Annotated in this window: 20 protein-coding genes; 11 read left to right on the top strand and 9 right to left on the bottom strand. The window is 64.6% G+C overall.

What is annotated here, in order from left to right; all coding sequences use genetic code 11:
- The 4 genes from DY926_RS11295 to DY926_RS11310 form a co-directional block, all read right to left on the bottom strand.
- A partial coding sequence (locus DY926_RS11295) for an acyl-CoA dehydrogenase family protein (RefSeq protein ID WP_148707767.1) occupies positions 1 to 1,009 on the bottom strand: 1,009 nt, incomplete at its 3' end.
- A gap of 96 nt (positions 1,010 to 1,105) precedes the next feature.
- The gene (locus tag DY926_RS11300; protein WP_116703466.1) at positions 1,106 to 1,255 is read right to left on the bottom strand and encodes a DUF2474 domain-containing protein; all 150 of its coding nucleotides are present in this window, start codon (positions 1,253 to 1,255) and stop codon (positions 1,106 to 1,108) included.
- Positions 1,242 to 2,261, bottom strand: coding sequence for a cytochrome d ubiquinol oxidase subunit II (gene cydB, locus DY926_RS11305; protein ID WP_116703467.1), 1,020 nt, complete (start codon positions 2,259 to 2,261; stop codon positions 1,242 to 1,244). Before cydB ends, DY926_RS11300 begins: the two co-directional genes overlap by 14 nt.
- 3 nt (positions 2,262 to 2,264) lie before the next feature.
- The gene (locus DY926_RS11310) at positions 2,265 to 3,698 is read right to left on the bottom strand and encodes a cytochrome ubiquinol oxidase subunit I (RefSeq protein WP_116703468.1); all 1,434 of its coding nucleotides are present in this window, start codon (positions 3,696 to 3,698) and stop codon (positions 2,265 to 2,267) included.
- Positions 3,699 to 4,149: 451 nt separating this feature from the next.
- Here DY926_RS11310 and DY926_RS17560 point away from each other — a divergent pair, with 451 nt between their 5' ends.
- Positions 4,150 to 4,311 (top strand): hypothetical protein, encoded by a 162-nt coding sequence (locus DY926_RS17560; RefSeq protein ID WP_186336152.1) that lies wholly within the window; start codon positions 4,150 to 4,152, stop codon positions 4,309 to 4,311.
- A gap of 136 nt (positions 4,312 to 4,447) precedes the next feature.
- On the opposite strand, the gene DY926_RS17305 is transcribed toward DY926_RS17560, so the two are convergent.
- Entirely contained in the window at positions 4,448 to 4,777 is a 330-nt protein-coding gene (locus tag DY926_RS17305) for a hypothetical protein (RefSeq protein ID WP_158551963.1), read from the bottom strand.
- A 235-nt stretch (positions 4,778 to 5,012) separates the two neighbouring features.
- On the opposite strand from DY926_RS17305, the gene DY926_RS11320 reads away from it, so the two are divergent.
- The 4 genes from DY926_RS11320 (at position 5,013) to DY926_RS11335 (ending at position 8,862) form a co-directional block, all read left to right on the top strand.
- Entirely contained in the window at positions 5,013 to 5,357 is a 345-nt protein-coding gene (locus DY926_RS11320; protein ID WP_116703469.1) for a DUF952 domain-containing protein, read from the top strand.
- Between the two features lie 136 nt (positions 5,358 to 5,493).
- On the top strand, positions 5,494 to 6,549 hold the full coding sequence (locus DY926_RS11325) for an NAD(P)-dependent alcohol dehydrogenase (RefSeq protein ID WP_116703470.1): 1,056 nt from the start codon (positions 5,494 to 5,496) through the stop codon (positions 6,547 to 6,549).
- Positions 6,550 to 6,657: 108 nt separating this feature from the next.
- Positions 6,658 to 7,893, top strand: a complete 1,236-nt coding sequence (locus DY926_RS11330) for a NupC/NupG family nucleoside CNT transporter (RefSeq protein ID WP_116703471.1) — start codon at positions 6,658 to 6,660, stop codon at positions 7,891 to 7,893.
- 33 nt (positions 7,894 to 7,926) lie between these two features.
- Positions 7,927 to 8,862 carry a nucleoside hydrolase gene (locus DY926_RS11335; RefSeq protein WP_116703472.1) on the top strand — a complete coding sequence of 312 codons (936 nt, stop codon included), beginning with the start codon at positions 7,927 to 7,929 and terminating at the stop codon, positions 8,860 to 8,862.
- A gap of 4 nt (positions 8,863 to 8,866) precedes the next feature.
- Here DY926_RS11335 and DY926_RS11340 read toward each other — a convergent pair whose 3' ends face one another.
- The gene (locus DY926_RS11340; protein ID WP_116703473.1) at positions 8,867 to 9,868 is read right to left on the bottom strand and encodes an LLM class flavin-dependent oxidoreductase; all 1,002 of its coding nucleotides are present in this window, start codon (positions 9,866 to 9,868) and stop codon (positions 8,867 to 8,869) included.
- Positions 9,869 to 9,988: 120 nt separating this feature from the next.
- Between DY926_RS11340 and DY926_RS11345 the strand changes: the two genes are divergently transcribed.
- From DY926_RS11345 to DY926_RS11355, 3 genes are all read left to right on the top strand, one after another.
- Positions 9,989 to 10,183, top strand: coding sequence for a hypothetical protein (locus DY926_RS11345; protein WP_116703474.1), 195 nt, complete (start codon positions 9,989 to 9,991; stop codon positions 10,181 to 10,183).
- A gap of 138 nt (positions 10,184 to 10,321) precedes the next feature.
- Positions 10,322 to 12,244 carry an N-acyl-D-amino-acid deacylase family protein gene (locus DY926_RS11350; protein ID WP_116703475.1) on the top strand — a complete coding sequence of 641 codons (1,923 nt, stop codon included), beginning with the start codon at positions 10,322 to 10,324 and terminating at the stop codon, positions 12,242 to 12,244.
- 193 nt (positions 12,245 to 12,437) lie between these two features.
- Positions 12,438 to 13,586, top strand: coding sequence for an OprO/OprP family phosphate-selective porin (locus DY926_RS11355; protein WP_116703476.1), 1,149 nt, complete (start codon positions 12,438 to 12,440; stop codon positions 13,584 to 13,586).
- Between the two features lie 7 nt (positions 13,587 to 13,593).
- Here the strand turns inward: DY926_RS11355 and DY926_RS11360 are convergent, their stop codons facing one another.
- Entirely contained in the window at positions 13,594 to 13,782 is a 189-nt protein-coding gene (locus tag DY926_RS11360) for a hypothetical protein (RefSeq protein ID WP_116703477.1), read from the bottom strand.
- A 67-nt stretch (positions 13,783 to 13,849) separates the two neighbouring features.
- Entirely contained in the window at positions 13,850 to 14,833 is a 984-nt protein-coding gene (locus tag DY926_RS11365) for a hydrogen peroxide-inducible genes activator (protein WP_116703478.1), read from the bottom strand.
- A gap of 142 nt (positions 14,834 to 14,975) precedes the next feature.
- Between DY926_RS11365 and ahpC the strand changes: the two genes are divergently transcribed.
- The gene (ahpC, locus tag DY926_RS11370; protein ID WP_116703479.1) at positions 14,976 to 15,539 is read left to right on the top strand and encodes an alkyl hydroperoxide reductase subunit C; all 564 of its coding nucleotides are present in this window, start codon (positions 14,976 to 14,978) and stop codon (positions 15,537 to 15,539) included.
- A gap of 76 nt (positions 15,540 to 15,615) precedes the next feature.
- The gene (gene ahpF / locus DY926_RS11375; RefSeq protein WP_116703480.1) at positions 15,616 to 17,196 is read left to right on the top strand and encodes an alkyl hydroperoxide reductase subunit F; all 1,581 of its coding nucleotides are present in this window, start codon (positions 15,616 to 15,618) and stop codon (positions 17,194 to 17,196) included.
- A gap of 99 nt (positions 17,197 to 17,295) precedes the next feature.
- Here the strand turns inward: ahpF and DY926_RS11380 are convergent, their stop codons facing one another.
- On the bottom strand, positions 17,296 to 18,783 hold the full coding sequence (locus tag DY926_RS11380) for a glucoamylase family protein (RefSeq protein ID WP_116703481.1): 1,488 nt from the start codon (positions 18,781 to 18,783) through the stop codon (positions 17,296 to 17,298).
- A gap of 307 nt (positions 18,784 to 19,090) precedes the next feature.
- Between DY926_RS11380 and DY926_RS11385 the strand changes: the two genes are divergently transcribed.
- On the top strand, positions 19,091 to 19,591 hold the full coding sequence (locus DY926_RS11385) for an RcnB family protein (protein ID WP_116703482.1): 501 nt from the start codon (positions 19,091 to 19,093) through the stop codon (positions 19,589 to 19,591).
- Positions 19,592 to 19,775 lie beyond the last annotated feature (184 nt).

The following is a 19,775-nucleotide window of genomic DNA, read 5'->3' on the forward strand; positions in this document are numbered from 1 at the left end:
CCATCGCCGCCACCCCCAGCCCACGCTGCACGAGTGTGATGAGTTCCATCGCCGCCTCCTCCACCGCAATGCGGGCAAGGTTGACAATGGCGGCTGTCTCCCCCCCACCCGCCGCATCCGGCGCGCATGATGCCAGGGCTGCGCGTTCCACCCACATGGCGGCCGTTCCGCGCAGGATCATGGCCCTGCCGATCCGCGCCTGCTGGTGGGGATTTTCCGCCCGTCCCCGCGCGCGCAGTTCCTCGCGCAGCAGGTCCACCAGACGGTCCATCCCGCCCAGTGCCACGGCGGAGGCCCGCCACGCACCTGCCGAAAACTCGGGCTGCCGCAGGTAATCGCCCGGCTGGCCCACGATGCTGGCGGCCGGAACCGCAATCCCGGTAAAATCATAGGAGCCGGTGCCGCTGCCCGCCATTCCGGTCAGGTGCCCCGGTCCCGGCCCCATGCGGGCGCGCTCCCCGACCGGGACAAGCACCATAAGCGTCTCACCCCCCGGTTCCGCCCGCGCGGTAATGAGCGCGATGCCGACCTCACGCACCGCGCTGGCGAAGCCTTTGGTCCCTTCAAGCCGCCCCTCCGGCGTGCCACTATGCGTGAGTGTGACCGGCGGCGCGCCGTCCGTTACCCAGATACCGGCCAGCACGCCGCGCCGCAGGTCGTCCGCCACAAGGGCGCGCTGCCGGGGCGTGCCATAAAGGCAGACCAGCCGCACGACATTGACGTGCCCCTCCACGCAGCGCCCGAGGGAAAGGCTGATCCGCCCTGCCCGCCGCAGCAGGTCGGACAGCGCCAGCACGCCCGCGGGGGAGTCCTGCAGGCCAAGCCCGCCATCGCTGGTGGGAAGTGCAGCCCCCAGCGCGCCGATGCGTGCCAGATCCCGCAATGCCTGTGCCGGGAATGTTCCCTCCCCGGCACCCGGCCTGTCACGCTGCTCTGCCTCCACCCGCTGGAGCGCCAGGCGGAATTGCGCAATGCCATCGGGAAAGAGCCGTGCGGGTGAGACTGACATTCCGGGGCATCTCCCGCACCGTTAACGGATGGCTGATACGTATGGCAGGCAAACGCGCCACCCGGCCCGGGGTTCGGGGCGCCCCGGATGCCCCGTTTATCTGGGCACGATCAGGTGCAGCAGCGACGCAGCCCCGAAAAATACGGTGGTGCTGAGTGACCAGATCGCCACGAACCATGCAATCCGCACGCTGGTCTGGCGTGGGGCGCTGTCGCCATTGCCCCGTACGATGTCAGTGATACCCATCGGTTTCCGTCACCTTTCCGCGAAAGACGTGGTAGGAATAGATCGTGTAGGTCAGGATGATCGGCAGCAGGATGGCGGTGCCGATCAACTGGAAGAACTGGCTCGATGGCGGGGATGACACATCCCACAGCGTCAGGCCCGGCGGCACGGCATAGGGCCACACCGTAATCCCCAGCCCCGACAGGCACAGGAAGAACCAGCCCAGCGCGCACAGGAATGGTCCCTTGGAGTGTCCCCTGCGCAGCCCCATCACGAACAGCGCAGCCAGCACCACCACCAGAACCGGCACGGGGGCGACGAACGCGATGTTCGGCCAGTCGGTCCAGCGGCGCAGGTATGGTGCGTGCAGCAGCGGTGTCCACAGGCTGACCGCCACGATGCCAATGAACAGCCCCACGGCCAGCCGGGCGGCCCAGCGGCGGCATGATGCCTCCAGCACGCCGGTCGTGCGCCAGATCAGCCACGTTGCGCCGAGCAATGCGTAGCCGCACATGACCGACAGGCCGCACAGGATGCTGAACGGCGTCAGCCAGTCGAGCGGCCCACCGGCAAAAGCGCCATCAACTACTCTGATCCCCTGCACCACCCCGCCAAGGATCGCGCCCTGACAGAACGCGGCAATGGCGGAACCTGCCATGAAGCCGGTGTTCCACACCCCTTCCCGGTTCGTGCCGCGTGTCATGATACGGAATTCAAACGCCACGCCACGGAAGATCAGTGCAAGCAGCATGAGCACGATCGGCAGGTAGAAGGCGGGCAGCAGGGTAGCATAGGCACCGGGGAACACGCCGTAAAGCACGGCCCCGCCCAGCACCATCCATGTCTCGTTGCCATCCCATACGGGGGCGATGGTGTTGACCATTACATCCCGCCGGCCCGGATGGCGTTCGAGCGCGAACAGCATCCCGATGCCAAGGTCAAAGCCGTCAAGGACGACATAGACCGAAATCGCGGCCACCAGAATGACGGCCCACACGATGGGGAGCCAGTATGCGAAGTCCATCATGCCTCAGGCTCCTTTGCCGGTAGAAGGGTCAATCACGGCCGGATGCACGCGGGCCGCCAGTATTTCAGGGGCGTGGGCGGGGTCGGTGTCATGCTCGCCTTCCTGCGGTGCATGCCCCAGCATCCGCACCAGGATGCCCATGCCGGAGCCGAATACGAGTACATAGACCACCACGAACGCCGTCATTGAAAACGCCATGGAGGACAGGGCGACGGGCGACACACTGTCGGACGTGCGCAGCAGGCCATAGACGGTCCATGGCTGGCGGCCCACTTCCGTCGTGACCCAGCCGCACAGCAGGGCAAGGAAGCCCGCAGGTGCCATGCAGAGTGCGACACGGTGGAAAACCGGGTTGGTGAACAGCGTGTCGTTGCGCCGCAGCCATACGGACCACAATCCGACCAGCATCATCAGCACGCCAAGGGCGACCATGATGCGGAACGAGAAGAAAATGACCGGTGACGGCGGCCGCTGGTCACGGGGAAAGTCCTTCATGCCCGGCACCTTGCCATCAAGGCTGTGTGTCAGGATCAGCGAGCCGACCAGCGGCAGTCTGACAGCGTAATCCGTGTGTTCGGTCTTCATGTTGGGAATACCGAACAGCAGCTCGGGCGCATGATCTTCCGATACCCAGTCCCCTTCCATGGCCGCGATCTTGGCGGGCTGGTATTTCAGGGTGTTGAGGCCATGCGCGTCACCGGCAAGGATCTGCATTGGTGCTACGACCGCCGCCATCCACATGGCCATGGAGAACATGACCCGCACGGGTTCGCTGGAAATCTTCCCCGCCCTGCGTGCCTTCAGCATATGCCATGCCCCCGTGGCCCCCACGACGAAGGCGACGGACAGGAACGCCGCCAGCCCCATATGGACAAGCCGGAACGGAAAGGACGGGTTGAAGATGATGGCCAGCCAGTCGGCAGGCATGAACCGACCCGTGGCGGGGTCGATGCTGTAGCCGCGTGGTGTCTGCATCCATGAATTGGAGGACAGTATCCATGTCATGGAAATCAGGGTGCCGACCGATACGCAGCACGTGGCGGCGAAATGCAGCCCGCGCCCGACCCGGTTCATGCCGAACAGCATGACGCCAAGGAAACCTGCCTCAAGAAAAAAGGCGGTCATGACCTCATAGGACAGGAGCACGCCGGTAATCGGCCCGGCCTTTTGGGAAAAGAGCGACCAGTTCGTGCCGAATTCATACGACATGACCAGCCCCGAGACGACGCCCATGCCGAAGACGATGGAGAACACCTTGATCCAATAGCGGTACAGGTCAAGGAATACGGGCTGTCCGGTCCTGAGCCACAGCCCTTCCAGCACTGCCAGATAGGCCGCCAGCCCGATTGAAAAGGCCGGGAAGATGATATGGACGCCCACCGTAAAGGCGAACTGGAAGCGCGCCAGCAGAAGTGCCGGGTCATGTATATGCTGCATCTATACTTTTCCAATTATGGTGACGGGATTCAGGAACAACGGGTTCCTGCCATCACGGGGGGACGCAGCAACGCCCCTGACTGGCGCGGACGGCACGCTGCGGCGTCCTGCCCGCGTTGCTAGCGCGCGTGGCCCTGGGGCGTCCAAGACATTATGGGCATGTATTCATAAGCACCATTTATTATGCGTGCCTGCCTGTATGCTGTCTGGTTATGTACGGATATAGACAACCGGCCATGATGCCGTATTTGGTAATATTGTCAGGTGCAACATGTTTACTGTCAGGCGCGAATGCGGGTGGTCAACTTTCGGGGTGGCAACTGTTCGTGTGGCTGGTAAGTGCTGTGTGTGTATTTCATGGTTTCACACAATCATCACACTTGTTGCGGCCTGTTTTTGCTATGGCAGTCCGGCCTGCACTGTTGCCGGTTTTATCAGAGGTTTCCGGATCATGGACAGAACATCTGAGGTCAATCCCACCCGCCGCAAGGAACCGCATGAGGAATGGCGCGAGGCGCTGATCCATGCATGGCGAAACAGGCGCGGGTATAACCAGCAGCATGAAGCAGCATCCGTGCCGGCGGATGAAGGATTCATTTTTGACGAACCATGAGTCGGGAATAATACGGACATAACAAATTAATCTTATAGAAAATGTGCATGATTCATTCGGTTACAAATAAATACGGGCCGCGTCTTTATTTGTTAAGGTCGATATTTTATAGTGCATTTCCTGATTGAAAAATCAGCTATGTTAAGAGGATATTAATAACATGAAAAAAGCAATGCTTTTTGCCGCGGCTCTCGGCCTTTCCCTGCCGGTTGTTGCCCATGCGGACGACACCACCGAAACCCATCACGAGAGTGGTGAGCACGGCCGCCATCACGGCCATGGCCACCATGAACATGGCAGCCGCGACAGCAACAGCAGCAGCGATGAACATGGCAACGGCGAACACGGTGACCGTGACCACGGCGATCGTGAGCATGGCGACCGCGAACACGGTGACCACGAGCATGGCGATCACGAACAGCAGTAATCTGCGGTCGTAAGATCCATGAAAAAGGGGGCGCTCCATCCGGGGCGCCCCTTTTTTTGTCAGCACAGGCCAGCCATGCCTGTGGCGAATGGATAAGACCCACGCAGCCCATAAGCCATGGCAGCCGCCGGGCAGAACGGGCCGGGGCACGGTTTTCCGCCCCGGTCCCCTTTCCCGCCCGGATAGGCGTGGGATCGCGAAAGGCTGTCCGCCCCGGCGCTTGGATGAAGCGCGGGATTGCCCTACGCTTGCGCCCTGATCAGGATAAGGCGCCATGACTGACCGTATCGTTTACAAGATTCTCACTGCCGATGAGCAGGAACACTTCACCCGCATGGGCTCCTTTGCCGGGTCGCCCGTGGATATTGCGGACGGGTTCATTCATCTGTCCGACGCAACGCAGGTCACGGGCACGGTGGACAGGCACTTCAGCGGGCAGGACGGCCTTGTGCTGGTGGCGGTCGATCTCGGGCTGCTCGACCCGGCGGCGGTGCGGTGGGAGCCATCACGCGGTGGCCAGCTGTTTCCGCATCTCTATGCCGTGCTGCCCATCGGGGCCGTCGTGGCCACCTGCCCGCTTGCGCGCAATGCGGATGGCAGCGTGCAACTGCCGCTCTAGCACCGGCCCCGCCCGTCATCACGCTTTCCGGAGCCGTGGGTCCGCCCCCTCGACATCCCTGCCCCGCACCTGCTCACAATAACAGGTGATTGCACGACGGCGCGCCCGCGCGCCGTGTCGTAAATGGAGAATGATGATGTTTTCATGCGTAGGTTACGCGGCCACCGCCGCCGATGCCCGTCTGGCCCCCATGACGCTGGAGCGCCGTGACACCGGGCCGGAGGATGTGTGCATCGACATCCTGTATTGCGGTGTCTGCCATTCCGACCTGCATCAGGCCCGCAATGAGTGGCGCAACACGATTTTTCCGTGCGTGCCGGGGCATGAGATCGTGGGCCGTGTAAGGGAAGTCGGGTCCAGCGTCACCCGCTTTGGCAAGGGCGACCTGGTAGGTGTTGGCTGCATGGTTGATTCGTGCCGCGAATGTGCCAGTTGCCGCACGGGGCTGGAGCAGTACTGTGAGCAGGGCTTTGTCCCCACCTATAACGGGGAGGACCGGCAGGGTCGCGGCATTACCTTTGGCGGGTATTCGCGCGCGGTCGTGGTGGATCAGGCCTTTGTGCTGAAAGTGCCCGAAACGCTGGACCCCGCGGCGGTGGCCCCGCTGCTGTGCGCGGGCATTACCACCTATTCCCCCCTGCGGAACTGGAAGGTCGGGCCGGGCCAGCGCGTCGGGATCGTGGGGCTGGGCGGCCTTGGGCACATGGGCGTGAAATTTGCCCGCGCGTTTGGCGCGCAGGTGGTGCTGTTCACGACATCGGCCAGCAAGGTGGCCGACGGGCTGCGCCTTGGCGCGCATGAGGTCGTGCTGTCAAAGGACCCGGAGGCCATGGCCAGGGAGCGCGGCCGCTTTGACTTCATTCTCGATGCCGTGGCGGCCGATCACGACATCAACGCCTATCTCGACCTGCTGGCGCGTGACGGGACGCTGGTGCAGGTGGGCGCGCCGGAAAACCCGCTGCCGGTCTCGGTTTTCAGCCTGCTCATGAAGCGGCGCAACTTCAGCGGCTCACTGATCGGCGGCATCCCTGAAACGCAGGAGATGCTTGATTTCTGCGGCCAGCACGGCATCACCGCCGATATTGAAATGATCCGCATGGACGAAATCGAGACCGCCTATGCCCGCATGCTGCGCTCCGATGTCAAATACCGCTTCGTGATCGACATGGCCACGATGCCTGCCGCGGCCTGAAAACCCGCAATGGCGCGGGCCGGATTTCCACATGTGGGGGATGTTGCGATAAGCTAACGTATATCGTAGGCATACTGGTGCCGGGTTCCGCTTTTTCAGGGGTATTTCATGCATGTACGCGGGTGTATCGGCATAATACTTCTGGTCGGCATCGGTATCGCGTTTTCCACTGATCGCAGGCGCATCCGCCCGCGCGTTATCGGGGCGTGCCTGCTGTTGCAGGCGGCCATCGGGCTTGTGGTGCTGCGTGTCCCGCTGGGGCAGGCGGTGCTGCGCCGGGTATCGGGCATGGTGACGGGCGTGCTGTCCTATGGTGATGAGGGGGCGCGCTTCCTGTTCGGCCCGCTGGTGGGGCCACGCATGCGCGCGCTCTTTCCCGATGGGGGCTATGTCTTCGCCTTTCAGGTCCTGCCCTCGCTGGTCTATGTCAGTGCGCTTATCGCCATCCTCTACCATTATGGGGTCATGCAGGCTTTTGCGCGGGTGCTGGGGCGCGGGGTGCGGGCGCTGCTGGGCACGTCGCCGGTGGAATCGTTTGGCGCGATCATCACCATCTTCGTGGGGCAGAGCGAACTGCCCGTGGCCCTTGGCCCCTATCTGGCGGGCATGGCGCGCACTGAACTGTTCAGCGTCATGTGCAGTGGCACGGCGTCCGTCTCCGGGGCGACGCTGGTGGGGTATATCGGGCTGGGCATCCCGGCGGACTACCTTGTCGCCGCCTCCTTCATGGCCATTCCCGGCGGGCTCATGTTCGCACGGATTCTGGAGCCGCGCGGGCGTGACGAGACCCTGAGCCCGCCCGGGGCCGGGCGCGCCGCGTATCACCGCGCCTTTTTTGAGGCCGTGATGGAGGGCGCGCTGCGCGGTGCGCACACGGCCATGGCCGTCGCTGCCATGCTGGTGGCGTGCATCGGGCTGATCGCGCTGGCCAATGGGGTGCTGGGCTGGGTCGGGGGCATTGTCGGCATCCCTGCCCTGTCTCTGGAATATGGCATGGGGCGGCTGTTTGCCCCGCTGGCATGGCTGCTTGGCGTTCCGGCGGCGGAATGTGGGGCGGTGGGTTCGGTGCTGGGGCTGAAGGTGGTGGTGAATGAATTCGTGGCCTACATGCACCTGGGGGCGGCCATAGGGGGCGGCCAGCTTTCGCCCCGGACGGTGGCCATCGCCTCCTTCGCGCTGTGTGGCTTTGCCAATCTCAGCTCGATCGGCATACTTGTGGCGGCCTTTGGCAGCCAGTGCCCCGACCGGCGCGAGGAAGTGGCGCGCCAGAGCGCACGCGCCGTGCTGGCGGGCGTGCTGTCAAACCTGATGAGTGCGGCCATGGCCGGCATCATCATCCAGTAAGTTCTTTCCATACAGATCGGGACACCAACCACCGTGCGCAGGATCATTATCGACACCGACCCCGGGCAGGATGACGCCATTGCCATCATGCTGGCGCTTGCCGCCCCCGGGCTGGACATTCTGGGGCTGGTGAGCGTGGCGGGCAACGTATCGGTAGCGCAGACCACGGCCAATGCCTGCCGGGTGCTGGAACTGGCGGGCAGGCGCGACATTAGGGTTTATGCGGGCTGCACGCGCCCCTTGCGGCGCACGCCCATTACGGCGGCGCATGTGCATGGGCGCACGGGCATGGATGGCCCTGACCTGCCTGAACCCACGCTGCGCGCGCAGCCACAGCATGGCGTGGATTTCCTGATCGAGACCATCCGCGCGCACCCGCCGGGCGAGATTACGCTGGTCACGCTGGGGCCGATGACCAACCTGGCCGTGGCGCTGGCCAAGGCCCCGGACATAGCGGCGCGGCTGGGGCGGGTCGTGTCCATGGGAGGTGCCTATTCGGAATGCGGCAATATCACCCCCAGCGCCGAGTTCAACATGTTTGCTGACCCGGATGCAGCCGACATCGTGTTGCGCAGCGGGGTGGCGCTTACGCTCGTGCCGCTGGATGTTACGCACCGTTTCCTCATTTCCGCGCGGCGTCTGGCGCAGTTGCGGGCCATGCCGGGGCAATGCGCGCAGGCGGCGGCTGCCATGCTCGGCTTTTCGGAACGCTTTGACCTGGCCAAGTACGGCTGGGACGGCGCGCCCCTGCATGACCCGTGCACGATTGGCTGGCTGCTGGCGCCCGAACTGTTTGGCGGGCGCGAGGTCAATGTCTCGGTCGAGGTGAGCAGCCCCCTCATGCAGGGCGCGACGGCGGTGGACTGGTGGCAGGTGACGGACCGCCCGCCCAATGCCCTGTTCCTGCGCGATGTGGATGATGACGGGCTGTGGAACCTGCTGCTGGAGCATCTGGCCCGCCTGCCCTAGCGGTTCAGTCCCTGCCGGGCAGGCCCGCCAGTTCCGCCGTGAGTTCAAGCGCGCGGCGGCGCTGGCCGTGATCGTAGAGCGGTAGCGCGACCATCAGTTCATCGGGCTGGTAGCGGCTTATGAAGTCGTTCAGGTACGGGGCGATGGTCCGTGCCGACCCGGTGAATGTGTAAGCCAGTGTGTGTTCCAGCAGCGCCTGCTCGCCCGATGTCCATGGCGTGGCCCCCTGTTCCAGTGGCGGCGGGAATGCGATGGGCCGCCCCCGGCGCAGGGCGATGAAATACTGCTGGAGCGAGGTCGCCAGACGCCGCGCCTCATCGGCATCATCGGCTGCGATGATGTTGACACCCAGCATGACACGGGGTGCCGGGCAGCGGGCCGAAGGCTCGAAACGCGCGCGGTAGAGGGTGATCGCATCTTCCATCTGCGCGGGCGCGAAGTGGGAGGCAAAGGCGTAAGGCAGCCCCAGCCGCGCCGCCAGCACGGCGGAAAACAGCGATGACCCCAGCAGCCAGACCGGCACCCGCAGCCCGGCACCGGGTATGGCGCGCACCCGGTGGGTGTCGGTGTCGTCCAGCGGTTCGAAATAATCCAGCAGTTCCACCACATCCTGCGCAAAGCGGTCCGGGGCGTCCGGGTCGCGGCGCAGGGCGCGGGCGGTGCGCTGGTCGGCACCGGGCGCGCGGCCAAGGCCGAGGTCGATCCGGCCGGGAAACAGCGTCTCCAGCGTGCCGAACTGTTCCGCCACCACCAGCGGGGAATGGTTGGGCAGCATGATGCCCCCTGCCCCCACCCGTATGCGCCGCGTGGCGGCGGCCACCTGCCCGATCACCACGGCCGTCGCGGCCGAGGCGATGCCCGGCATGGCGTGGTGTTCGGCCAGCCAGTAGCGGTGAAAGCCCAGCCCGTCCGCCGCGCGCGCCAGGTCACAGGTATTGCGCAGCGCATCGGCCACGCTGCCGCCACGGGTAATGAGGGAGAGGTCAAGGATGGAAAAGGGAACCATGCGGCGTGCCTCCGCTCATCTGTCAGGCGTGGTGCCGTCACCCGCGCCGCTGTGGGAAGGAGAGGAACCTTATACACCACGTGACGTTGGGGAAAGCAGACTTCTGGTGGAGTATCTCCCATGCTCACGCTGCTGGTTATTGTGCTGCTCATCTTCGCCATTGGCGGGGGCGGGTATGGTTACCGTTCCGGCTGGTATGGCGGGGCGGGAAGTTCGGGCCTGAACGGGCTGGGGCTGCTGCCGATCGTGCTGATCATTATCGCCCTGTTCCTGCTGTTCCACTCAAGCGGCACGCATGACATCCCGCCACCGTGACGGTGGCGGGCGGGGTTTTTGCGCAACCGGCCCATTGCCATGGCGTTATGACCATGTGGTCCGGGCCGGTGCACCGGCAGGCCCGGACAGCGCGCCATTGCGCCATGCCCGTGTCATGGCCCCGTCATGGAGGCATGAGTGCCCGATACCCTTTATCGCAACGCGCTTTTTTTTGACGGAACGGGATCTGATCCCATCATTTCGGACGTCGCCGTAACCGACGGCGTCATTTCAGCAACAGGCCCCGGCCTGCCAGCCGGGGCGGAAACCCGCGTGGTGGACTGCACCGGGCTGTGGCTTATGCCGGGGCTGCTGGATATCCATACTCATTGTGACCTTGAGCTGGAACTGGCCCCGGAGCTGCCCGAACTGGTCCGGCATGGCACAACCACCGCCGTTATCGGCAACTGTTCGCTTGGCGTGACCTTCGGCAACCAGCGCCGCGAGGGGGAGGACCCCATCGTGGACTGCTTCGCCCGCGTGGAGAACATGCCCAAATCCGTGCTGCGCAAGGTGGCCGATGCCTGCACATGGACCGATTCACAGGGGTATCTCGATCACCTTTCGGCCCTGCCGCTTGGCCCCAACATCGTGCCGCTCATGCCCCATTCCATGCTGCGGATCGAGGTGATGGGTCTGCACGGCTCGATCACGCGCCGCCCCACGCGGCGCGAGCGTGCCCGGCTGGAACGGCTGGTTGATGCGGGCATGGCGCAGGGATATGCCGGTTTTTCAACCGATGCCCTGCCCTTCCACTTCCTTGCGAATGACCCGCACAGGAACAGCCGCATACCCACCCAGTACGCGGGCTTTCGTGAACTGCGGCAACTGACATCCGTGGTGCGGCGCTACGGGCGGGTCTGGCAGGCAACACCGCCCAAGGACAATTTTGTGGATGCGGTCCGCTGTTTCCTGCTGACCAGCGGGCGGCTGTTTGGCAGGCCGCTGCGGACCACGGTGCTGGCGGTGCTTGACCTCCAGACCAACCGCGCCGCCGTGGGGCTGTGCCTCATGCTGTCGGCCATTCTCAATTCGCGGCTGGTGGGCGGGTATTTCCGCTTTCAGGCGCTGTCCGGCACGTTCCGGCTGTGGAGCGACGGGGCGATAAACCCCCTTGCCGACGAGATCCCGACCCTGCGCGTGCTGAACGAACTGGAACCCGAGGACCGCGCCGGGCGCGCGCGCATCCTGAACGATCCCGAATGGATTGCGTCCTTTCGCCACATGTGGCTCAGGGGCCGGACGGGATGTTCGCTGGCGCGGCTGCGGCGGCTGCTCCGGCTGGAGGATATTGTCCTGACCCGTCGCCTGTCGGACATGACCGTGGCCGCCGCCCCGCTGGACAACTGGTGTGGCGAGACGCTTCAGGCCCCCTATCGCCGCCTGTTGCGCTGGCAGGCGGCCCGGGGGCGCAAGGGGGCGGCCAACGCGGCGGAAGATGCGTTTTTCCGGACCTTTCCCAACCCGGTGGGGGATGACGCGACCTTCATCATCCACCTGCTGCGGCAATGGGATACGGACCTGCGGTGGGAGACGACCATCGCCAACCGCAACCCGCAAAAGGTGGAAAGCCTGCTGTTCCACCCCCAGACCCTGCCGGGCTTCAATGACAGTGGCGCGCATCTGGCCAATATGGGCTTTTACGATGGCAACCTGCGCCTGCTGAAAATGGCCCAGCGCGGCGGGACGGCACGGGTGGCCGCCGGGGTCCACCGGCTGACGGGCCTGCCCGCCGCGTTCTTCAACATCAATGCGGGCGTGCTCCGTCCCGGCGCGCGGGCGGATCTGTGCGTGATCGACCCCGATGCGCTGCGCCGGTGGGAGCCGGAAAGCACCTATGAGTTCATATACCGCGCCCAGTTCGGCTGCCGCCAGGTTGTCAACCGCCCTGCTGGCGTGGTGCGTGAGGTCATGATCGCGGGTCGTGTGGCGTGGAAGGACGGGAACTACACCGCCAGTTACGGGCAGGTTCCCTTTGGCCGCGTGCTCAGGGCAAAGGACCACCCCGATGAACACGCTGGCGATGGACGCGCCCATGCAGGGCACGCCACGGCAGGCTGAACGCCCCCGCCCGCAGGCCCGGCGTTCACGTTAAGGCAACACCCGCCTGCATAGATTTGATGGCCCCCGTGGCCGGTCGTGCATGATATGGGTGGCCGCCTGCCGGGGTTGGTTACGTGGAGCGTGATATCTTTTGTCGTGTCGGTTGCAAGCTGGGTTCGTGGCTTCCCTGTCCATCCTGTATCCGTGCGGTATGGCCCATGCGCAGGCGGTGCCCACCATCACCCTGCCCGGCATTACCATAAAGCCCTACGCCACCGACCAGCTTGACGTGGGCGGCTTTGCAAACGCATCCCCCGCCCGCCCCGGCACCGGCGCGCGTGGGGCGCGCATGCGCAACGGCGTGCGCATGAACATCCACAAACAGGTGGAAATAGGCGCGATATGGGATTTCGGCCCCGCACCGGGGGGCCAGATGCGCCTGTTCGAGGGGCAGGTCTCCTATGTCGGGCTGAAGCATTTCGTGTTTACCGCCGGTATCTTCAAACCCAGCTTCGGCCTTGAATCCATGCAGGCGCAGGGGGATACCGTTTTTATCGAACGCTCCAGCATATCCACCATTACCCGCAACCTCGCCACCGGCATCGAGCGCCAGGCCGTGCAGGCCGAGACGTATGGCAGGCGCTACCATTTCGCCATATCCGCCACGGCGGGCACCGCAGGCCCCGGCGAGAACGGGAACCAGCGCGGCATGGCCTTCCGCCTTGTGGGCCTGCCGGTCAGGACCGGCGCGCTGCTGGTGCATCTGGGCCTGTCGGGCGAATGGGTGTTCCGCCCGGCCTCGGCAGGCAATGCCAGCCCGGCCCTGACCCTGTCCGACGTGCCGGAAATGAATACGGGCACCGACGCGAAATACCTCAATACCGGCAGGATCGCGGCGGGCAGCGCTGGCGCGCTGGGGCTGGAGGCGGCAGTGGCGTGGCGCAGGCTGTTTTTTCAGGGCGAGGCATATGACATCGTGGTCAATGGCCGCGCGGGGCAGGCAGACAGCCGGCGGCTGGATTTTCACGGCTGGTACGGCCAGCTTGCCTATACGGTCAATGGCCGGGGTCGACAGTGGAAGGGCCGCACGGCGTCGTTTTCCTCCCCTACCTGTGACCGCAGGCAGACCATGCTGTGCAACGGCTATGGCGTGCTGGAGGTCGCGGCCCGCTATTCGCAGGCCGACCTGCGGTCAGGCCCCGTTCAGGGCGGCAACCAGCAGATCGGCGCGCTGGGCGTGAACTGGTGGCCCACCGATATCATCCGCATGTCGGTGCAGTATGAATACGGGCAGGTCCATGGCGGCAGGGAGCCGGAGCATTTTCACGGCATCATGTCGCTGTTCCAGGTCAAGTTCTGATGCGGCCCTACCGGTAGCCGCCGCCACCCTCCATGGCGGGGCCGCGCATCTGGCCCGGTCCACCGTAATTGCGGCCATAGCCGCCGCGCTGGTAGCCATCGGACGGGCCGCCGCGATGGTGGTGATGCCCGCCGTAACAGGCGGTGAGCGACAGCGCGATGGCCATCGTACACAGCGCGCGGATGGTAATGTTCATATGGACCTCCTGTTTTCCCGGATGTGAACGCCGGGGCGCGGCAAAGGTTTGGGCGCGGCGTGGCCGGTCATTTTTCCGTATCGGGCGTGTCGGGCGTTGTGGGCCCATCCTCACGCTGCGTGGCGAAGGTGCTGACGGCGCGGCAGCCCTCGGGCGCGTTTTCACGCAGGAAATTGGCGAATTCGGCAAAGGCCGGGCCGCGCGGGTCGGTTGCGCGCCAGACAAGGCCGATGGTCCGGTTCGCCCCCGCTATGGGGGTGAGCGAGATCAGGTCTGCCCATTCGCTGCGGTTGCGCAGCGCCAGGCGGGGAATGAGCGAATACCCCTCCCCCGCGCCGATCATGTGCCACAGCATTTCCAGGCTTGCGGCCAGGCGCTGCTGTTCGCGCTGTATGGGCATGCCGCACAGCGCCAGTGCCTGGTCACGCAGGCAGTGCCCATCTTCCAGCAGCAGCAGGTCCGGCCCCTGCAGGTCGCCCATCAGCAGTGCCGGGCGTTCGGCCAGCGGGTGGTCGGCGGGAAAGGCGGCGAGGAACGGTTCCTCGAACAGTGGCGCGCAGTGGAAGTTGTCCCCCTTGACCGGCAGCACCGCGAATACAAGGTCAAGCTCGTCATGGCGCAGCGCGCGCAGCATGATGTTGGTCAGGCTGTCGGTCAGTTGCAGGCGCAGTTGCGGGTAGGCGCGCCGCAGCAGCGGCAGCAGGGTGGGCACGTAATACGGGCCAAGCGTGGCGATCAGGCCAATGCGCAGCAGCCCCTCCAGCGGGCCGGTCTGCACGCGCGCGGCCTCGATCATGGCGCGGGCGGCGGTCAGCACGTCGCGGCCCATGGCGATCAGGCGCGCGCCTTCCGGTGTCAGGGTGACGCGGCGGCGCGAACGTTCAAACAGCACGACCCCCAGCAGTGTCTCGAGCTTGCGCACCTGTTCCGACAGCCCGCCCTGGCTTACGCCGCAGCGTTCCGCCGCGCGGGAAAAATTGCGCAGGTCATCCACCGCCACCACATATTCGATGTCGCGCAGCGACAGGCCGGAAAGGGGAATATAGGTCATGGATATAGATAGGACCGATTTTGAACGATTTGTAAAACGGTTTTCCCGATAACAGCCATTGACAGAAACTGTTTCCCCGCATTTCGTGTTCGTGGGACAAGATGCCCGTTAACACCTGAAGCGAAAGCAAGGAGCATACCAAATGGCACGCATCAATTCGTCACTGAAGCCCTTCGAGGCCGATGCCTTCCATAACGGCAAGTTCATCAAGGTGACCGACGCCGATGTGAAGGGCAAGTGGGCGGTGTTCTTCTTCTATCCGGCCGACTTCACGTTCGTCTGCCCGACGGAACTTGAAGACCTCGCTGACAACTACGCCACGTTCCAGAAGCTTGGCGTGGAAATCTACTCGGTCTCGACCGACAAGCATTTCACCCACAAGGCATGGCACGACACCTCGCCGGCCATCAGCAAGATCAAGTACGTCATGGTGGGTGACCCGACCGGCCAGATCGCACGCAACTTTGATGTGCTGATCGAGGAAGCTGGCCTGGCCGACCGTGGCACCTTCCTGATCGACCCGGAAGGCAAGATCCAGTACATCGAGATCACGGCCGGTGGCGTTGGCCGCAGCGCTGCTGAACTGCTCGATAAAATCCAGGCCGCGCAGTATGTCGCCACCCACCCGGGTGAAGTCTGCCCCGCGAAGTGGAAGGAAGGCGGTGAAACGCTGACCCCGTCGCTCGATCTCGTCGGCAAGATCTGATCAGTGCGGTTGCGGTCCGGCCCTTCGGGGCCGGGCCATCCGGACCATCTTTTCGGAAAAAGCGGAGTTAACTCCCATGTTGCAAGACACCATCAAAACGCAGCTCAAGGCTTATCTGGCTGGCCTGGCGCACCCTATCGTGCTTGAGGCATCGCTTGATGACAGCCCGAAATCGCGCGAGATGCATGAACTGCTGCACGAGGTCGCCGCCCTTTCCGACAAGGTGCAGGTTTCCGAGCAGGGCACGGCCACGCGCCGCCCCTCCTTCGTGATCCGGCGTGAAAACGCCAGGGGGGGCGTGACCTTCGCCGCCATCCCGATGGGGCATGAGTTCACCTCCTTCGTGCTGGCGCTGCTGCAGGTGGGCGGCCATGCGCCCAAACTGTCCGATGAGACGGTGGCCCAGATCAGGGCGCTGCCGGGGCAGTACAATTTCGAGACCTATGTCTCGCTGTCATGCCAGAACTGCCCCGATGTGGTGCAGGCGCTCAACGCCATGAGCGTCATCAACCCCAACATCCACAACGTCACCATAGATGGTGCGCTGTTTCAGGATGAGGTGACGCAGAAGAACATCATGTCCGTGCCGCAGGTGTACCTGAACGGGGAACCGTTCGAGACCGGGCGCACCGACATCGAGCAGATACTGGCAAAGCTGGACGCGGACGCCCCCACGCGCGCCGCCGAGAAGCTGAAGGACATCGCCCCGTTCGACGTGCTCATCATCGGCGGTGGCCCCGCCGGGGCTTCGGCCGCGGTCTATGCCGCGCGCAAGGGGCTGCGCACGGGGCTGGTGGCCGAACGCTTCGGCGGGCAGGTGATGGATACCGAAGGCATCGAGAACTTCATCTCGGTCAAGGAAACCGACGGCCCGAAGCTGGGTGCCGCGCTGGAAGCGCATGTGCGCCAGTATGATGTGGACATCATCACCTCCCAGCGTGCGAAGGAACTGTTCCCCGCCGCGCGGCCCGGCGGGCTGCATGGGGTCGCGCTGGAAAGCGGGGCGATCCTGCACGGGCGCACGGTCATACTGGCCACCGGCGCGCACTGGCGGCACCTGGGCGTGCCGGGCGAGGAGGAATACCGCAACAAGGGCGTGGCCTACTGCCCGCATTGCGATGGTCCCTTCTACAAGGGCAAGCGGGTTGCCGTGGCCGGTGGCGGCAATAGCGGCGTGGAAGCCGCGATCGACCTGGCGGGTATTGTCGCGCATGTGACCCTGCTCCAGCGCGGTTCGCACCTGAAGGCGGACAAGGTGCTGCAGGACAAGCTGTACAGCCTGCCCAACGTGACCGTGCTGACCGAGGCCCTGACCACCCGCATCGAGGGCAACGGCAAGAACGTGACCGGCCTGACCTATCGTGGCGGGGACGGCGCGGACCATCATGTCGATCTGGAAGGGGTGTTCGTGCAGATCGGCCTGCTGCCCAACACGGGCTGGCTGAAGGGCGCGCTCAAGCTCACTGATTTTGGCGAGATCGTGGTGGACAGCCACGGTGCCACATCGGTGCCCGGCGTGTTTGCCGCCGGTGACGCCACCACCACGCCCTACAAGCAGATCGTGATCGCCATTGGCGGCGGGGCGACTGCGGCGCTGGCGGCGTTTGACTACCTCATTCGCGTGCCCGCGACCGAGGACAAGCTCGTGGCGGCATGAGCCACCGGCGGGGCGGGTTTCTGACCGCCCTGCCCGTCCCGTCTGGACCGGAACGGCGTGGGGTTTTCCCCGCGCCGTTTTTTTATGCCCCCACGCCCATCAGGAATGATGTGGTGCGGCCGTATCCACCGGTGTCACGCTGGCATGGTCCTGCCCTGCTGGCGTGGCGGGGGGCCGGGCGGGTGCCGTCATGGCGGTGGGTGATGGCAGCCACCCGCCCGCGAACCCCGCGCGTTCCAGCCCGGCGCGGATATAGGGGTTGCGCTTCATCACGTTCCAGACCAGCCCGCTGCGCCAGTTCTCGATCATGAGCAGGATCGGCCCCTGGTCTATGCCGAGATATTCATGGTCGGTCCAGAAGGACTGGCCATTGCGGAAGCTGGGGTTGAACGCATCGACAAAGCCGTACTGGCCGTAAATCTGCGTGCCGTACCGCGCCTTCATGTTGCGTAGCGTGGGCAGCACGATTTCGGGGGCGAAGGCGATGGAACCGGCAGCGGCGGTGGGGGCGATGGTGCCGTCATCCTGCGTGTAGTCCCGTCCCGCGCCACGGGCGGAATAGGACAGGAAGTGCCGGGTCTGGCCATCCATCTCGCGCGTGACATCACCGGGGCCGTCACAGGCGGTCAGGCCCCACATGGTGGCGCCATAGTCATGCCACCGGCCCGGATTGGCTATGGCATAGGCCTGCTGGGCATAGACGGCGCGGCGGCTGTTTTCAAAATAATCTATCTGCCGGGCATGGGCCCACGCATCCTGCACGCCACGGAAGTCGATCCACGCATGGCTGTACTGGTGGCCGAACAGCGGCGCGAAGTTGAGGAAGGTCTGGCCATAATAATCCCCCCAGCGCTGGTTGTTGGTGGCAAGCCATGCCTGCCACGAAACCGGGGCCAGCGGGTGGGAGGGTGAGCCAAGCCCGAGGATGTAGGCCATCATCCCCTCGCTGTAGCCTTCCCAGTAACTGGGAATGAACTGGTGTTCGGGGGTCCAGCCCATGCTCAGCCGGTTGTCGGGGCGGGTGATCCACTGCCAGTTGACGCGCCTGTACAACTGGTCGGCCAGGTCGCGTATCTCGCGCTCCTGCGCGGTGTCACGATCATAAAAGGACTGGGAGAACAGCACGCCCTGCATGAGCAGCGCGGTGTCGATGCTGGACAGTTCGATATCACGGCTGAAGCGCAGGCCCGTGCCGCGATCGAGGAAGTGGTAATACAGCCCCTGATACCCCGCTGCCCCGGTGGGCGTGTCGTTCTGCGGGCTGTGCATGAGGTAACGCAGCGTGGCGAGGGTGCGGGTGGCGGCCTGTTCGCGCGTGATGTAGCCGCGTGTCGCGCCAATGCCATAGGCTGTGAGGCCAAAACCGATGGAGGCGACGCTGCTCAATGTCTGGGCCGAGGGGTAGCGGTCTGGCACCAGCCCGGTTTTCGGGTCCGCCGCATCCCAGAACCACTGGAAGGTGCGGTGTTCAAGGTCATCGACCAGCATGGAGTCTGCGGGCGTGACGCTGGTGGCGGGACTGGCCGTGGCGGTGTCCGTGCCCCGTGCATGGGCGCCGGGGGCAAGGGATGCGCCACACAGGGCCATTGATACGAATGCGGCCGCGTATCGCCCCGTTTTTCGAGGGTGCAAAGCTCAGACTCCCGCCGTTGCGCTTGGCCTTTATGAATTCAGATCACGGCGGATTGCAATACGTATCGTAATGGTTCGCGGCGGAAGTTGCATTGTGAAATATAACGAATGATGTCCGCCCGGCATGGGCGCACCGGCCGTATCGCACGCAGGTTGTGGAAAAGGCTGGCCTGCAACCCTGCCCCTGCCTGCGGCGTTATACGCAGCGGAACCATTTCACTTTAGCCCTAACCCGCCCTGCGGGCATGAATCAGGACCGCCCATGAAAACCAGATCCCTCACGGCCGCCCTCATGGCCACAGTGCTGTGCATTACGACCCCGGTTCTTGCGCAGCCCTTTGGCCAGCAGGGACCGCAGGGCGCGGGCCGCCCCGGTTCCGGCCCCGGCCCTGATGCTGGCCCGGGCCGTGGCGGGCCGGGCGGCGGACCCGGCGGATCGGTTGGGCCGGGTGGTCCGGGCGGCCAGCAGGGCATGAACCGGGGCATGGCCCAGCACAGGAATGGCCCGCCGTCCCGTGGCCGTGGTGGTGATGGCGGCTATGACCATGTTGACATGAACCGCGTCTGGCGGCGTGGGGATCGTTATGACGGTCCGCGCAACAACCGCTGGGTTGTCAGGGACTGGCAGAATTACCGTGGCCTGTCCGCCCCGCCGCCCGGTTATGAATGGATGCGCTACGGCAACCAGTACCTGCTTACGGCCCTGACTACCGGCGTGATTGCGGGTGTTGTCAGCGCGGCGATGGCGCCCCCGATGCGCTGAGGGGGCGGTCTCCAGCCCGCCCGCGCCGGAGCGGGCGGGTGGATGGCGGGTATGGTCATTGCAAATGCTGATAAGATTCCCCTGTGCAAACTAATATAGCCTATTGCATATTTCGGATGGATACGATTGGGTAATGGCATGAGCCACGAACCCCTCCCTCCCCTTGCCCCGTCCGCGCCCAAAC

The organism is Komagataeibacter melaceti (genome assembly GCF_003403295.1).
Taxonomy (GTDB): domain Bacteria; phylum Pseudomonadota; class Alphaproteobacteria; order Acetobacterales; family Acetobacteraceae; genus Komagataeibacter; species Komagataeibacter melaceti.